This is a genomic window from Streptomyces sp. V3I8 (assembly GCF_030817535.1).
In the GTDB taxonomy this organism is placed as follows: Bacteria; Actinomycetota; Actinomycetes; order Streptomycetales; family Streptomycetaceae; genus Streptomyces.
Genome location: NZ_JAUSZL010000002.1, coordinates 8,151,363 through 8,165,913, shown reverse-complemented (window position 1 = coordinate 8,165,913; position 14,551 = coordinate 8,151,363). Strand labels below are relative to the sequence as shown.

Sequence of the window (14,551 nt, the reverse complement as noted above, 5' to 3'; positions counted from 1 at the left end):
GGGGCCGGGTGCCGGTCCCGTCCCGGCGGAGGCGGGCCCGAGGACTGCGGCACATGCCAGGGGCACCGCTCCGTCGTGTGTTGCCAAAGCCCTTACAGGTCCTCGCGGGCTGTGCGACAGTCGTAACGGTCCCTCCCGTTGTCCTGGCCGTAGCGTGCCTGTATCGGAGTACGTCATGCCGTCCCATCTCTCGGCGGACCACCCTGCCGCCCAGCCGCCCCCGCGCGGCTCGGTCGACGCGCTCATCTCGCAGGCGCGACAGTTGCGGGGCGACATGGACGCCGTACGGCGGGACGCTCCGGTGGACGGCACGGACCCGGAGGGACGCTGGCAGCGCGCGCTGTGCGACCTCGCGATGCACCAGCTCAACGACCTCGACGCGCACCTGGCCCAGTTACGGGACGGTCCGCCGCCCGCGCCCGCCGAGTGCATGGCCGCACCCCCCGCCGCGACCGCCACGACCGGTTCGCTGCTCAGCCGGGTCGGCAGCGCCGAATGGAACCTGCTGACGGACGAGGCGAGCTGGTCCGGTGAGCTCTACCGGATCCTCGGCCGGGACCCCGCCGCTCCCCCGCTCACCCTCGACGAGCTGCCCTCCGTCGTCCTCGACGAGGACCGTCCGAAGCTGACCTCGATGGTCACGGACTGTCTCATCGACGCCAAGCCGATCGACGGGGAGTTCCGGGTGCTGCGGCCCGACGGCGGCGTACGGACCGTGCACGTCATGGGCGAGCCCGTGCTCGGCGCGGACGGCAGCACCGCCTCGATGTGGGCCGTCCTGCGCGATGTCAGCGAACTGCGGCGCAGCCAGCGGGCCGTCGGCGAGACCCGTGACTCCCTGCAGCGCCGACGGCACGCCGCACAGACCGAGCACCGCCTGGCGGTCGAACTGCAGGAGGCTGTCCTGCCTCCTTGGCGCGGACCCCTGCTGCTCCCGGAACGGGGTCCGGGAACGCTGGAGCTGGCCGCCCGCCACCTCCCCTCCGCGACCGGCGCGCTCATCGGCGGCGACTGGTACGACGCACTGGAACTGCCCGACGGCGACACGCTGTTGAGCGTGGGCGACCTCACCGGACACGGGGTCGCCGTCACCTCGGGCATGGCGATGCTGCTCGGCGCGCTGCGCGGCATGGCGATGGCGGGCACCGAGCCCGGCCGGCTCATGGCGTGGCTCAACCAGCTGCTCGACGCCTCGGTCCAGCCGGCCCTGGGCAGCGCGGTGTGCTGCCGCTACCGCCCCGGGAGCCGGACCCTCGCCTGGGCGCAGGCGGACCATCCCGCCCCCCTGCTGTTCCGCAACGGGACGGGACGCATGCTGACCCCGCCGGCCGGCGTCCTGCTCGGCGCCACCCCGGGTGCCGTCTACGGGCAGGCCGAGGAGCCGCTCGAACCGGGCGACCTGCTGCTCCTGCACACCGACGGACTGGTCCCCGCGCGGCCGGCCGGGCACGGCGCGGGCACCGCGGACGTGAGCCGTCTCCTCGACCTGGCCCCGCGTCTGCGCGGAGCCCGTACCGCACAGGACTGCGTACGGACGGTGGTGGAGGAGTTCGGCGGGACGGAGCGCGAGGACGACGCCTGCGTGCTCGTCGCCCGGGTCGCCGTCTGAGACACCCGGGTCACGTCCGCATGGCGTCACGTCCGCATGCCGTCATGCGCGGATGCCGTCATGCGCGGATGCCGTCATGCGCGGGCGCTGTTGTCGCCCTTGGGCTTCAACGAGCCCTTCGGCAGCGACAGCTTGATCTCCTCCCGCAGATCGTGGATCTTCGGATAGCTGGAGTACTGCCCCGTCAGCCGGTACATCTCACGGAGCCGGTCCCAGGTGCGGTGGGACGAGTTCGTCCCCATCGACGTCAGGGCCAGCCGTGCGTACCGGTCGGCCTGCTCGGGGTCGTCGGCGATGAAGCACGCCGAGGCGAGCGAGAGGTGGTCGAAGATCTTCGACCGGTCCCGGCCCTTCTCCCGCAGCGCCAGCGCCTCCTTGGCATGGCGCTGCGCGACGGCGGCCGCGGACGGGTCGTGCTCCGCGAGCGTCCGGTAGGCCAGCGCCTGCATCCCGTGCATGTCCGCCTCGTCGAACAGCTGCATCCAGCTCGGCGGCGGCACGTCGCCCTTGTCCGAGGCGAAGAGGTCCTCCGCCTCGCCCAGCGTGCGCCGCATGGCCTGGGCCTTGCCCATCGACGCCTGCGCCCAGGCCTCGATGGTGCAGAGCATGGCCCTCGTCCGGGGCAGGACCTCGTCGCCGGAACCCGACTTGGCGAGCTTCATGAGGTCGAGCGCGTCGTCGGGCCGGCCCAGGTGCACCATCTGACGGGCCGCCCGGGAGAGCGCCTCGCCGGCACGGGGCCGGTCGCCGCCCTCCCTGGCCGCGTGCGTGGCGATGACGAAGTACTTCTGCGCCGTGGGCTCCAGGCCGACGTCGTGCGACATCCAGCCCGCGAGGACGGCGAGGTTGGCGGCGACGCCCCACAGGCGCCGCTGCAGATGGTCGGGGTGGCGGTAGGAGAGCATGCCCCCCACCTCGTTGAGCTGTCCCACGACAGCCTTGCGTTGCAGACCGCCACCGCGGGCCGCGTCCCAGGCCCGGAACACCTCGACCGAACGCTCCAGTTCCTCGATCTCCTGCGACCCGATGGGGGCGGCCTCGTAGCGGTCGAACCCAGCGGGGTCGGCGTGCAGGGGATGGTCGGTTCCGGGGGCGTCCGCCGCGAGGGCCGGATCGGTGTGCAGCCACTCGTGCATGGAACTGCTGAGTGTGGATCCTGCGGCGAGCGCGGCGCCCGCGCCCACCAAGCCGCGTCGGTTGAGCATGAGGTCCATTCCCGTGAATTCGGTGAGGACCGCAGCCGTCCGCTCGGGCGCCCACGGCAGACCGTCGGGGTGTTGCACACTCCCGCCGCCCTGCCGTTTCCCCGTGCGCCCGTGCCGGACCAGACCGAGGTCCTCGATGGTCACGACACGGCCGAGACGCTCGGTGAACAGTGCTGCCAGCACCCGCGGCACCGGATCGCGTGGGACCTCTCCCATGTCGATCCACCGCCGTACCCGTGAGGTGTCGGTCGCCAGCTGGGGGTGGCCCATGGCCGCCGCCTGCCGGTTGACCATTCTCGCGAGTTCGCCCTTGGACCAGCCGGCCAGGCCGAACAGGTCCGACAGTCGGGTGTTGGGTTGTCCGCTCACGTCAAGCCCCCAGGTTCTCGGCTGAGTTGACAGTAACCGCCTGTCAGTTGCTGGGCGACTATTCGCCAGGGTTCGCCAGGGCACGCCAGATGGTGTGCCACTGGGCCAAAGGTGTCAGGTAGGAACGCGCCACCCCGACCCGGTCGCCGAGGGACATTCCCCAGGATGTAACAGGGCGACCGGGGCGGGTGGCGCCGTAATTCGCCGGCACACGAAGGGATCTGTTCTTCCCATGTACACAGCATCGTCCTCCGTGTCCGTCCCACCCCGGTCGTCGCACACCCGCCCGGTCGGCGGCGGCCCCTATCTCGACCCGGCCCGCCCGACGGCGGCTCCCGTGCTCGGTGCCGGCCGGTCACGGCGTATGCCGGGGCTCGGTACGCAACCGCTCAGCGGGAGACTCGACTTGTCCGGCCCCCAGGGCGCCCAGCTGCGTACGGCGATCGCGTCGGTGCACCGGATCTGTCCGGAGTTCGCTCCGGTCCAGGTGCTGCGCCGCAGCGGACGCTCCGTGCTCCTCGTCGGCACGACGGGACGCAGCACCGCCGTAGCCAAGTGTTTACTGGACCACTCCCCCGTGTGGGCCGAGCGGATCCGGCACGAGATAGCGGCATACCGCTCCTTCGTGCGGCACCGGCCGCCGGTGCGGGTGCCCCGGCTGATCGCGGCGGACCCGGACAACTGCACGCTGGTGATCGAGCGGATGCCGGGACGGGTGGCGGCACTGCACCGGCATCCCGCCGAGGCCCCGCCGCGCGCGGACATCAGGGCGGCACTCGGCGCGGTCTGCCGGCTCAACGCGTGGCGGCCGCCGGCGGGCACGTTCGACGCACCGCTGGACTACGCGGCGCGGATCTCCCGGTTCCACGAGCTGGGACTGCTCACCGACCGGGACATGGGAGACCTGCAGAAGCTCGTGCACGGCATCGCGCACTCGGCCGGCCGCCAGGGCATGGGCCAGTTCTGCCACGGCGACGCCCTGCTGTCCAACATGCTCCTCTCACCGGCCGGTCCGGTGCTGGTGGACTGGGAGCACGCGGGCTGGTACCTGCCGGGGTACGACCTGGCGACGCTGTGGGCGGTCCTCGGGGACGCGCCCGCCGCCCGCCGCCAGATCAGCCAGCTCGCCCAGTCGGCGGGACCGGCGGCCCGTGACGCGTTCCTGGTGAACCTGATGCTCGTCCTCACCAGGGAGATCCGTACGTACGAGACGGCCGTGCAGCGTTCGATGCACGAGACGACCCCGGCGGCACCGGGAACGGCCCACCCGGGCGCCGCGCCGTCCGGCGAGGAACAGCGGCTGCTGCTGAGGCGGCTGCACGACGACTGCCAGATGGCCCGCAAGGCCGTGCGCGCGGCGGTCGGTACTCGCTGACGGGGACGAAGGTCCGCGGTGCGCCAGGGACAGCGCGCACCGCGGGCCTTCGTCGTGTCCGGGGCCCGCTGCTCACCTGCGCCCCCGCCGGCGGGCACCGTTCACCCGGACGGGCCAGAGGTCTACTCCACTGACGCCCCGCAGGCCGGATCACCACCGCGCCGCAACCGGTGAACCCCCGCCGCTGACGTGGGCAATCGCAGGTTTCTGGGAATGATTGACGGATCGTCGGAGAGTCGGTACCACTGACCCACACCCGCCCCCGTACGCCCTGTCACGCCCGTTCGTCCCAGGAGGCAGCCTTGCCAGCATCCCGCACCGACCCCAGCCCCTCCGCCCGGCGCAGACGTGCCCGCCGGACCGCGGGCGCCGTCGCCTCGGCCGCGCTCCTGCTGCCCCTGCTCGGCGCCGCCCCGTACGACGACGGCGGACGGGCGACCGCTCCCTCCGCACAGCTGCAGAAAGCTTTCACTGACGCGGCGGCCGAGTACCACGTGCCGCAGAGCGTGCTCCTCGCCGTCTCCTACCTGCAGTCCCGCTGGGACGCGCACGGCGGGGCGCCCAGTGTCACGGGCGGCTACGGCCCGATGCACCTGACCGACGCCCGCACGGCGATCGCCCGCTCCGCGGTGCCGCACCACAGCGACGGCACGGAGGACGCGCGCGGCGACGACTCACGCGGCGCGCTCCCGGCCGGGGCGAAGGTCCCGGAGAACACCCGGCTGCCGGCCCGCTTCAAGACCCTGACGAAGGCCGCCGAGCTCAGCGGCATCCCCGCCGAGCGACTGCGCACGGACACGGCGGCGAACGTGGCGGGCGGTGCCGCGCTGCTGGCCGCCGCCCAGAAGCAGCTCGGCGAACCGCTCGGCGGCGACGCGGCCGACTGGTACGGGGCGGTGGCCCGTTACTCGGGCGCCGACGACACGGCGACGGCGGCCGCCTACGCCGACGACGTCTTCGACGTGATCCGGCGGGGCGAGAAGCGCACGACGGACGCGGGGCAGCAGGTCGCGCTCGCCGCGCAGCCGCGGCTGCGCCCGGTGACGGCACAGGTGAGGAGTGCGGGGCTGCGGGCTCCCGCCGCCGGTGCCACCGAGTGCCCGGCGACCGTGTCCTGCGAGTGGATCCCGGCCCCGTACGAGGAGTTCGGGGACGGCGACTACGGCAACCACGACCTGGGCGACCGGCCGAAGTCACAGAGCATCAAGTACATCGTCGTCCACGACACCGAGGGCACCTGGGAAGGTGTCCTCAACATGGTGCAGGACCCGACCTACGTGTCGTGGCAGTACACCCTGCGCTCCACCGACGGGCACATCGCCCAGCACGTGAAGGCCAAGGACGTGGCCTGGCACGCGGGGAACTGGTACATCAACGCCACGTCGATCGGCCTGGAGCACGAGGGCTTCCTCACCGCGCCCGACACCTGGTACACCGAGGCGATGTACCGGTCGTCGGCACGCCTGGTGAAGTACCTGTCCAAGAAGTACGGCATTCCGCTGGACCGGCAGCACATCCTCGGCCACGACACCGTGCCCGGCACCACGACGGCGACCATTCCGGGGATGCACACGGACCCGGGCCCCTACTGGGACTGGCAGCACTACTTCGCACTGCTGGGCAGGCCGCTGCACGCCACGGCCGGGCCGAAGGGCGGCCTGGTGACCGTGGCGCCGCGGTTCGCCACCAACAAGCCGCTGTTCACCGGCTGCGTCACGGCCGGTGAACCCTGCGAGACGCACGGGTCCAGCGCCGTACGCCTGTACACGGAACCCGATGAGAACGCGCCGCTCGTCAAGGACATCGGCCTGCGGCCCTCGGGCGCGGACTCCACGACCGGCGTGAACGACCTCGGTTCGCGCGTCTCCACCGGCCAGCAGTACGCGGTCGCCGGACGCGACGGCGACTGGACCGCGATCTGGTACCTCGGCCAGAAGGCCTGGTTCAGGAACCCGAAGAAGCAGCCGACGGCGGTGAACGCGTCCGGTGCCGTCGTCACCCCGAAGGACGGACTGGCCGAGATCCCCGTGTACGGGCGCGCGTACCCGGAGAAGGAGGCCTACCCGGCGGGTGTGCCCGTCCAGGCGGTGTCGCCGCTGCCGTACAAGCTCCTCGCGGGGCAGGAGTACGTGGTCGGTGACAAGGTGCCGGGCGAGTACTTCTACGCGCCGACCTTCGACACGACGCCCCACCGGGTGGTGCGGGGTGCGGACCTGTACTACGAGATCCAGTTCGGGCACCGGGTGGCGTTCGTACGGGCCGCGGACGTGCGGGTGACGCCGTCCGCGTAGACGGCCGGTGACGGAGGCGGCCGGCGGCCCGGGTGGCCCGCCGGCCGCCTCCGTCAGGATTCGAGGCGGCGCAGCCGTTCGGTGTCGCAGGTGCGCGGGCAGGTGGCGCACGCCTCGGCGGGGCGGATCGTGTAGTAGAGGCAGCAGCCCATGCGGGTGCGGGTGGGGTGCTGCCGGCCGTCGGCGCCGGTGAGGTGGCGGAAGTCCGCGCCGCCGGGGAAGGGCGCGACGGCGGAGGGCAGCAGCGCGGAGGCGGCCCGTACGGCGTCGTCCTCCCGGCCGAGCATGCGGCCGAGGTACCAGATCCCGGAGACCAGGTCGTCGGTGACCAGGCCCCACAGCGCGCGCGGACCGCGCCGGACGTGCGGGCCGATCGCGGTGAGCAGCGGTTCCATGTGGTCGGCGACGGCGACCCGCAGCTCCGCGCGCAGCGCCTCCTCGTGGGGCACGGTCAGCACCCCGGGGAGCGCGGCGGCCGGGTCCCCCGGGAGACAGGCGAGGCCGGACCCCGGGCTGATCGCGAACTCCCCGGACGCCAGGTCGAGTCGTACGTCCTCGGGGCGGATCCGCGGCACCCGGCCCGTGAGGTACCAGACGCCGCTCGTCAGCAGGCCGACCGACCACGCGTAGTCGTGCAAGGCGCGGGAGGCGGCGACGTCGCGGCGCGGGACGTGGTCGTGACGTGACCGGATACGGGAGTCCTCGGCGACGAGGAAGGCCTCCATCGCCTGCTGGTCCTTCGTCAGCTCCGCGCCGGACACGCCCTTTCGGGTGAACCGCGGCGCCGGTCCCTCCACGCGGACCGTCAACGCCTCGCAGATGTCCGCCAGTTGCCGATACGTGTCACGCAGCAGGCCGGACACGGTCGGGGCCGCACGGGTCCACGGAGTCTCCACGGCCACGGTCATCGGTACTCCTGCACAGGGGGCAACACCAGGTAAGGCTTACCTTAGTATAGAGATCACCAACGGCAGCGCGTGACCGCACCCGGCGTCCGCCGCAACCGCCCGCACCCGAGCAGAAGTTGTCCCGTCGCATGCGTATGTACGTGCTCGCCCTCAACCCGACCGACTCCGTCACGGAAGGGTTCCTGCCGGCCGCGGCACGGCTCGGCCTCCGGGTGACGGTTCTCACGGATCAGCCGGACGCACACCGGCGCGCGTATCGGAGCGGGCACCCGGGGACCGACGGGTTCGAGGTCCTGGAGTGCGACGTCCGCGACTTCCGTTCCGTGGTCACCCGGATCTCGACGCTGGGCCGTCCCGACGCGGTCTTCACCAACAGCGACCACCTGCAGACCCAGGCCGCCCTGGCCGCCTCCTACTTCGGCCTGCCGGGCAAGGACTGGCGGGTCGCCCTGCGCACCAAGGACAAGGCGGAAATGCGGCGCCGGCTCGCCGCCGCCGGCGCCGACACGGTGTGGTCGGCCGAGGTCACCGACCGGACGGACGTGGCCGCCCTCGACCCGCCGTTCCCGTGTGTCCTCAAGCCGCGCGAGGGCGTGGCCAGCGAGGACGTCGTGCTCGTCGAGGGCCCCGAGGACCTGGTGGCACGCTGCGCCGAGATCCGCGGCCGCCGCCCCGGGGCCGCGCTGGTCGTGGAGGAGTACCTGCCCGGGGAGCTCTGCACGCTGGAGACGCTCGGCGACGGGCAGGTGCGTCACGTCCTGGGCGGCTTCCGCACCGTGGTGTCCCCGCCGCCGTACTTCATCGAGGAACGGCTCACCTTCGTCGCGGCCCATCCCGAACCGGTCGTCGCCCAGGTGCTGGCCCAGCTCGACGCGCTCGGGGTCGGATTCGGCGTCTGCCACACCGAGTTCGTGGTGCACGAGGGCAGGGCGCGGATCATCGAGGTCAACTACCGCGCCATAGGCGACCAGTGCGATCTGCTGCTGGCGCGACTGCTGGACGTTCCGCTCTTCGAGCACATCCTCCGTACGCACCTGGGCGAACCCCTGCCCGCGGACCTGGGAGCACGGCGGGACGGGGCGGCACGCCTGGACTATCCGTGCGCCGAGCGTCCGGGGACGCTGACCGCCGCTCCCCCGGCCACCGAACTGACCTCGGACGGGGTGCGGTTGACCTATCGGCCGCTACGGGAAATCGGTGAGCGGCACGAGGTGTACGGCACCAATCGCGACTTCCTCGGTGTGGTGCGGGCCACCGGGACCGATCAGGAGGCCGTGGACAGGGCGGTGACCGACTTCCTGGCCGGGCAGCGCTGGGAGATCCGGCCGTGACGGCGCGGCCGGTGACGGCCGGCACCTCCTGCGGCAGCGCGTCCGGCAGCGCGCCCGTGGAGACCGACGCGGTCCAGCGCGAGCTGGTGGTGCGGGTGCTCGGCGCGCTGTTGCGTGAGGACGTGGTCGGTCTGCGGTCGGCCGGCCGGCTCGTGCACCGGGCGGACGGCGCCTGGTGGCAACGGCCCTGCGGCGACACGGCGTCCCTGCTGCTGCCCGTCGCCGAGGACGGGTTCCAGTGCGAGTACGCGGCCCGGCTGCCCCTGCTCGTGCGGGAGTCCGACGGGTTCGCGCCCGTCCGTCACGAGACGTGCGACGCGATCCTCGCCACCCTGCGGGAGCTCGCCGACCCCCGCGACCGGAAAGGCTTCGACGCCTTCGCCGAGGAGTGCCGGCAGACACTGGCCACCGTGCGGCTGCACACGGCGGTCCGTGACGAGGTGCTCCAGCGGCTGACGGACCGTCACGGGCGTTCTCCGGACGCCTGGTCGGGGCTGACGGGCGGGCTGGCGTACGACACCCTCGCCGCCCATCTCGACCATCCCGTCTACCCGACCGCGCGCGGACGCGCCGGACTGGACGAGGCACACCTGCGCGCGTACGCGCCGGAGGTGCATCCGCGCTTCGCGCTGCGCTGGCTCGCCCTGCCGCGGGACGCGGTGACCGGGGCGTTCCCGGACGGCTGGCCCACGCCCGCGGTGCTCGGGCTCCCGGGACTCGACCGTACGCATGTGGCGCTGCCGGTGCACCCGCTGGTCGTCGGCGCCCCGCTGGAGGACGCCCTGCGTGCCACCGGTCTGGCCGACCGGGCGGTGCTCGCCGGCCGCTCCCGCCTCGAAGTCGTACCCACCCTCTCCATGCGTACCGTGGCTCTGTCCGAGGATCCGTCGCTGCACGTCAAACTCCCCCTGAACACCGCCTCGCTGGGGCTGCGCAACCGGCGCACCGTCAAACCCGGCACCCTGGTCGACGGGGCCGCCGGGCAGCGTCTGATCGAGCGGGTCATCGCCCGCGAACCGCGCTTCGGGAGCACGATCCTGCACGCCGACGAGAGCCTGTACGCGCATGCCGGGCACGAACTGCTCGCCGCGCTGTTCCGGCGTCTGCCCGACGGCCTCGAGGACTGCGTCGTCGTGCCCATGGCCGCGCTGCTGGCCGAGGCACCCGGCGGACGGCTGGTCGTCGAGGACCTGGCCGACCGCTTTCACGGGGGTGACCTGCTCGCCCTGCTGGACGCCCTCCTGACCCTGCTCTTCGACTGGCAGACCACGCTCTTCGGGTACGGGATCGCGCTGGAGTCGCACCAGCAGAACATCTCGCTGGTCCTCGACCGGAGGGACGACGGCCGTACGCGGCTGCGGCTGCTGTTGAAGGACAACGACGGGCCGCGCATCAACCGCGTGCGGCTGGGCGAACGGCTGGGGGACGAGGCGCCGGGCCCCGCGGACTTCGACGACGCCCGCACCTTCGTCGCGGACGACCGGCCGGTCGCCGACCTGTTCACCACCATCACGGTCCACCTGTGCGCGGGCGCCTACGCCTTCGGGCTGGCCCGGCACGGCCGTGCGCCGCTGCCGGTGCTGCTGGAGCTCGTGCGCGACCGGCTCAGCGAGGCGGTCGAGCGGCTCGGCACGGCGGCCGGCGAGCCCGGCGCCGTGCTGCGGGCCCGGGTGCTGGAGGCACCGCGGCTGCCGGTCAAGGCGATGGTCACGGCGGGGACGCTGCTCAGCAAGGAGCGCTCCGGCGCGGCGGACATCAACAAGCACTACATCACCGGCCCCAACTACCTCCTGCGTACGGGAACTCCCGCGTGAGGGTCGAGGCCCGGCAGCGCGGCCGGCCCCCTCCCCGGTCCTGATCCGCACGGCGGCCGCCCTGCCCGCCGCCGTGCGGATCCCGCCCGCCCGCCGCCGCGCGGACCGCCGTGAGCGCGACCGTCCTTCGCTTCTTCCCGCACCTGCCGGAGCCGCACATGCCCCCGCTGACCGAGTCGCCCGGTAGCACCCCCCTCTCATCGGCGGACACCGAACTCCCCTCCCCGGACCTCGCCGTGGCGCACACGCTCCTCAACTGCCTGCTGCGCGAGGTGTCGGCGCCCGAGCACCAGACCGCCCTCACCGGCCGCCACCTGCTGCTGCGGCTGCCCCGGCGCGGTGTGCTGCTCCGGGTCGCGCTGCGTCGTACGTCGATGCTCGGCGCCCACCGCTTCACCGGCCCGGTGAGTGAGCGGACGGCGGACGGTGACTGGTGCGAGATCGGCTGGCGGCGGTTGGCCCGGTACACGCAGGACGAGCTGTTCCTGCGGACCGGTGTGCGCAACGAGGAGTTCCTGGAGCAGATCGGCTCCAGCCACCGCGCGATCGCCTCGTCCCTCGCCGTACGGACGGCGGACCGGACCGTGCCGGCGGACACACCCGTCGCCGCCTACCTCGCCTCCGAGCGGTCGCTGCTCTTCGGGCACCGTTTCCACCCGACGCCCAAGGCGCGCACCGGGGACGCGGGCGCCTGGCCGGCCTACGCGCCGGAGACGGCCGCGGTCTTCCCCCTGCGGCACCTCGCCGTACGCGAGCACCTGATCGCGCAGGAGTCCGCGGAGCCCGGTGCCACGGACGCGCTCGACCGGCTGGGCCGGCGGGGCGTTGCGAGCGTCCCCGAGGGCTACCGGCTGCTGCCCGCGCACCCCTGGCAGTACGCGATGCTGCGCGAGCACCCGGTGCTGCGCGCGGCCCTCGGACGCGGGGACGTCCTCGACCTGGGCCCCGGCGGCACGCCCTTCGCGGCCACCGCGTCCGTGCGGACCCTGTACGACGGCGAGTCGTTCCTGAAGTTCAGCCTGAACATCCGCATCACCAACTGCTGGCGCAAGAACGCGTGGTACGAGCTGTCCGGCGCCGTGGCCCTCACCCGTGTGCTCGGTCCGGTGCTCGCCGGCCTGTCCGACCGGTTCCCCGGCAGCGCGGTGCTGCGCGAGCCCGCGTACCGCAGTCTCGCGCTGCCCGGCCCCGACGGGGCACCCGACCGCGAGATGCTCGAAGGGTTCGGGGTCATCGTCCGCGAGGGTTTGGGCCGGCGTCTCCTGCCGGGCACCACCCCGCTGCTCGCGGCGGCCGTGGCGGACGAGTACCCCACCGGTCCCGCGCACGTCTCCCGCCTCCTCGACGGGGCCGGCCCGCGGGCCGCGCTCGACTGGTGGGCGGCCTACCTCAGGCTGCTGGTGCCGCCGGTGCTCGCCGCCTACTTCGACCACGGGCTGGTGCTCGAACCCCATCTGCAGAACGTGCTGATCTGCGTCGACGGCGACGGCATGCCCGCCCAGGTCCTCTTCCGGGACCTGGAGGGCACCAAGCTCGTGCCCGAGCACCACGCCGACACCCTCGCCTCGCTGCCGCCCGAGGTCGCGGGCCCGCTCACCTACGACGCGCAGCGCGGCTGGGACCGGGTCGTCTACTGCCTGCTCGTGAACCACGTCGCCGAGCTGCTCGCCGCACTCGCGGATCTGCATCCGCACACCGAGGCCGCCTTGTGGGCGGAGGTCCGCGCCGCCCTGCGCGCGTACGCCGACCGGTACGGCTGCCCGCCGCCGCTGGCCGCGCTGCTGGCGGGAGTGCCGCTGCCCGCGAAGGCGAACCTCCTCACCCGCTGGGCGCGCAAGGCCGACCGTGAGGCCGGTTACGTCCGTCTGCCCTCGCCTCTCGGCGAGGGCGTCCCGCACCGTCCGACCGGGAGCACCCGATGACCGTACCCACCGACGCCGTACGAGACCTCACCCTCTCGCTGCCCCGCGCCGAACTGCCCGCCTACGTGTACGACCTGGCGGCGCTGCGGGCCCATGCGGCGGCCGTGCGGGCCGCACTGCCCGGGCGCGTCGAGCTCCACTACGCGGCGAAGGCCAATCCGGAGCCGGGGATCCTGGACGCGCTCGGCCCGTACGTGGACGGCTACGAGGTCGCCTCGGGCGGCGAACTCGACCACGTGGCCAAGGCGGTGCCGGGCCGCCCGCTGGCCTTCGGCGGCCCCGGGAAGACCCCTGCCGAGATCGTGGCCGCGCTGGAGCTGGGCGTGGCGCGCTTCCACGTGGAGAGCGAGCACGAGCTGCACATGCTGGCCGAGCTGGCCCGGCAGGTGGTGCCGGACGCCCGGGTGGCGGTCCTGCCGCGTTTCAACCTGCCGGTGGCGGCGGGCTCGCTGGCGGACAGCTCTCTCGCGATGGGCGGGCGCCCCACGCCCTTCGGCCTCGACCCGTCCCGGGCGGACACGGTGGTGCGGCTGCTCACCGACGGCACCTACCCGCACCTCGAACTGCGCGGCGTGCACGCCCACCTGGCGAGCGGGCTCCGCGCGCCGCAGCAGCTCGCGGTGGCCGGTTCCGTCGTGGACTGGGCCGTCCGGCTGGCCGGGCGGCACGGGGTGCGGCTCGCCGAGGTGAACGTCGGCGGGGGCATGGGCGTCGACTACACGGCGCCCGGGGACCGGTTCGACTGGGCCGCGTACGGGGCGGGGCTCGCCCGGCTCGGCGACCGGTACCCGGAGCTGCTCCTGCGGATCGAACCCGGGCGCGCGCTGACGGCGTACTGCGGCTGGTACGTGACCGAGGTGCTGGACGTGAAGCACAGCCACGGGGAGGAGTTCGCCGTGGTGCGCGGCGGTACGCACCACCTGCGCACCCCGGCGACCAAGGGGCACGACCAGCCCTGCACCCTGTTCGCGGTGGAGGAGTGGCCGCATCCGTGGCCCCGGCCGGCGGCGCACGGCGAACTCGTCACGCTGACGGGCCAGTTGTGCACACCGAAGGACGTCCTGGCGCGACGCGTGCCGGCGCCGGGGCTGCGGGCGGGCGACCGGGTGGCGTTCGGGCTCGCGGGTGCCTACGCGTGGAACATCTCGCACCACGACTTCCTCATGCACCCGCGGCCCGGTTTCCACTTCCTGGGGTCATGACGAGGACATGGCTCAGCCCTGCTGGAACAGCTCCGCGGGCAGGGGCTTGAGCAGCGCGTACAGGTCGTCGGTGATGGGGCGGTCCCAGGCGGCGATCGTCACCAGGACCTTGTCGCTGCGGTCGAACTGCACACAGGAGATGCGCGTCTCGGAGAGCTTGAGGCGGCGCACGATGAGCAGGTTGTCGCCCTGCATCACCGGCATGTCCTCGGCGCCGGTGACGGTCACCTCTTCGTCGTTCTCCAGCGCCAGCAGCAGCTGGGCCACCTCGAACGGGACCTCTCCCTCGGCTACCTCGCGGGCCGGGGAGCCCTCGGGCAGGTTCCCGATGATCATCGCGGGGCCGCGGCCGCCGAAGAGGTCGTAGCGCAGGAACACACCCTGGCAGCTGCCGTCGGGTGCGGGCAGCAGGCCGGCGCCGAGATTGCCCGGCCAGTCGCCCGGGTCCATGGCCAGCACGTCGAAGTCTGGTCCGGCGGGGGTGGCGCTGCGGCGGCGGAGGAAGGACATGCCGCAATGGTACGT

The 14,551-nt window shown here is 73.2% G+C and carries 10 protein-coding genes; 7 read left to right on the top strand and 3 right to left on the bottom strand.

From position 1 onward, the window contains the following. Positions 1-175 precede the first annotated feature (175 nt). Positions 176-1,609 carry a PP2C family protein-serine/threonine phosphatase gene (locus QFZ75_RS36085; protein ID WP_307543638.1) on the top strand — a complete coding sequence of 478 codons (1,434 nt, stop codon included), beginning with the start codon at positions 176-178 and terminating at the stop codon, positions 1,607-1,609. Positions 1,610-1,683: 74 nt separating this feature from the next. Here QFZ75_RS36085 and QFZ75_RS36080 read toward each other — a convergent pair whose 3' ends face one another. Then, complete coding sequence (locus QFZ75_RS36080) at positions 1,684-3,183, bottom strand: hypothetical protein (RefSeq protein WP_307543637.1); 1,500 nt, start codon at positions 3,181-3,183, stop codon at positions 1,684-1,686. A 232-nt stretch (positions 3,184-3,415) separates the two neighbouring features. Between QFZ75_RS36080 and QFZ75_RS36075 the strand changes: the two genes are divergently transcribed. Continuing rightward, positions 3,416-4,558, top strand: a complete 1,143-nt coding sequence (locus QFZ75_RS36075; protein ID WP_307543636.1) for an aminoglycoside phosphotransferase family protein — start codon at positions 3,416-3,418, stop codon at positions 4,556-4,558. 302 nt (positions 4,559-4,860) lie between these two features. Then, entirely contained in the window at positions 4,861-6,849 is a 1,989-nt protein-coding gene (locus QFZ75_RS36070) for an N-acetylmuramoyl-L-alanine amidase (RefSeq protein WP_307543635.1), read from the top strand. Between the two features lie 53 nt (positions 6,850-6,902). Here the strand turns inward: QFZ75_RS36070 and QFZ75_RS36065 are convergent, their stop codons facing one another. After that, positions 6,903-7,757 carry a (2Fe-2S)-binding protein gene (locus QFZ75_RS36065; protein WP_307543634.1) on the bottom strand — a complete coding sequence of 285 codons (855 nt, stop codon included), beginning with the start codon at positions 7,755-7,757 and terminating at the stop codon, positions 6,903-6,905. A gap of 128 nt (positions 7,758-7,885) precedes the next feature. On the opposite strand from QFZ75_RS36065, the gene QFZ75_RS36060 reads away from it, so the two are divergent. From QFZ75_RS36060 to QFZ75_RS36045, 4 genes are all read left to right on the top strand, one after another. Further along, on the top strand, positions 7,886-9,088 hold the full coding sequence (locus tag QFZ75_RS36060) for an acetyl-CoA carboxylase biotin carboxylase subunit family protein (protein ID WP_307543633.1): 1,203 nt from the start codon (positions 7,886-7,888) through the stop codon (positions 9,086-9,088). Beyond that, a complete protein-coding gene (locus tag QFZ75_RS36055; RefSeq protein ID WP_373465994.1) occupies positions 9,085-10,902 on the top strand; it encodes an IucA/IucC family protein in 1,818 nt (605 codons plus the stop codon). Before QFZ75_RS36060 ends, QFZ75_RS36055 begins: the two co-directional genes overlap by 4 nt. A gap of 158 nt (positions 10,903-11,060) precedes the next feature. Continuing rightward, entirely contained in the window at positions 11,061-12,824 is a 1,764-nt protein-coding gene (locus QFZ75_RS36050) for an IucA/IucC family siderophore biosynthesis protein (protein ID WP_307545025.1), read from the top strand. Beyond that, positions 12,821-14,026: a type III PLP-dependent enzyme gene (locus QFZ75_RS36045; RefSeq protein ID WP_307543632.1), complete on the top strand. Its 1,206-nt coding sequence runs from the start codon at positions 12,821-12,823 to the stop codon at positions 14,024-14,026. Before QFZ75_RS36050 ends, QFZ75_RS36045 begins: the two co-directional genes overlap by 4 nt. A gap of 12 nt (positions 14,027-14,038) precedes the next feature. Here the strand turns inward: QFZ75_RS36045 and QFZ75_RS36040 are convergent, their stop codons facing one another. After that, positions 14,039-14,536 carry a hypothetical protein gene (locus tag QFZ75_RS36040; RefSeq protein WP_307543631.1) on the bottom strand — a complete coding sequence of 166 codons (498 nt, stop codon included), beginning with the start codon at positions 14,534-14,536 and terminating at the stop codon, positions 14,039-14,041. Positions 14,537-14,551: the final 15 nt, after the last annotated feature.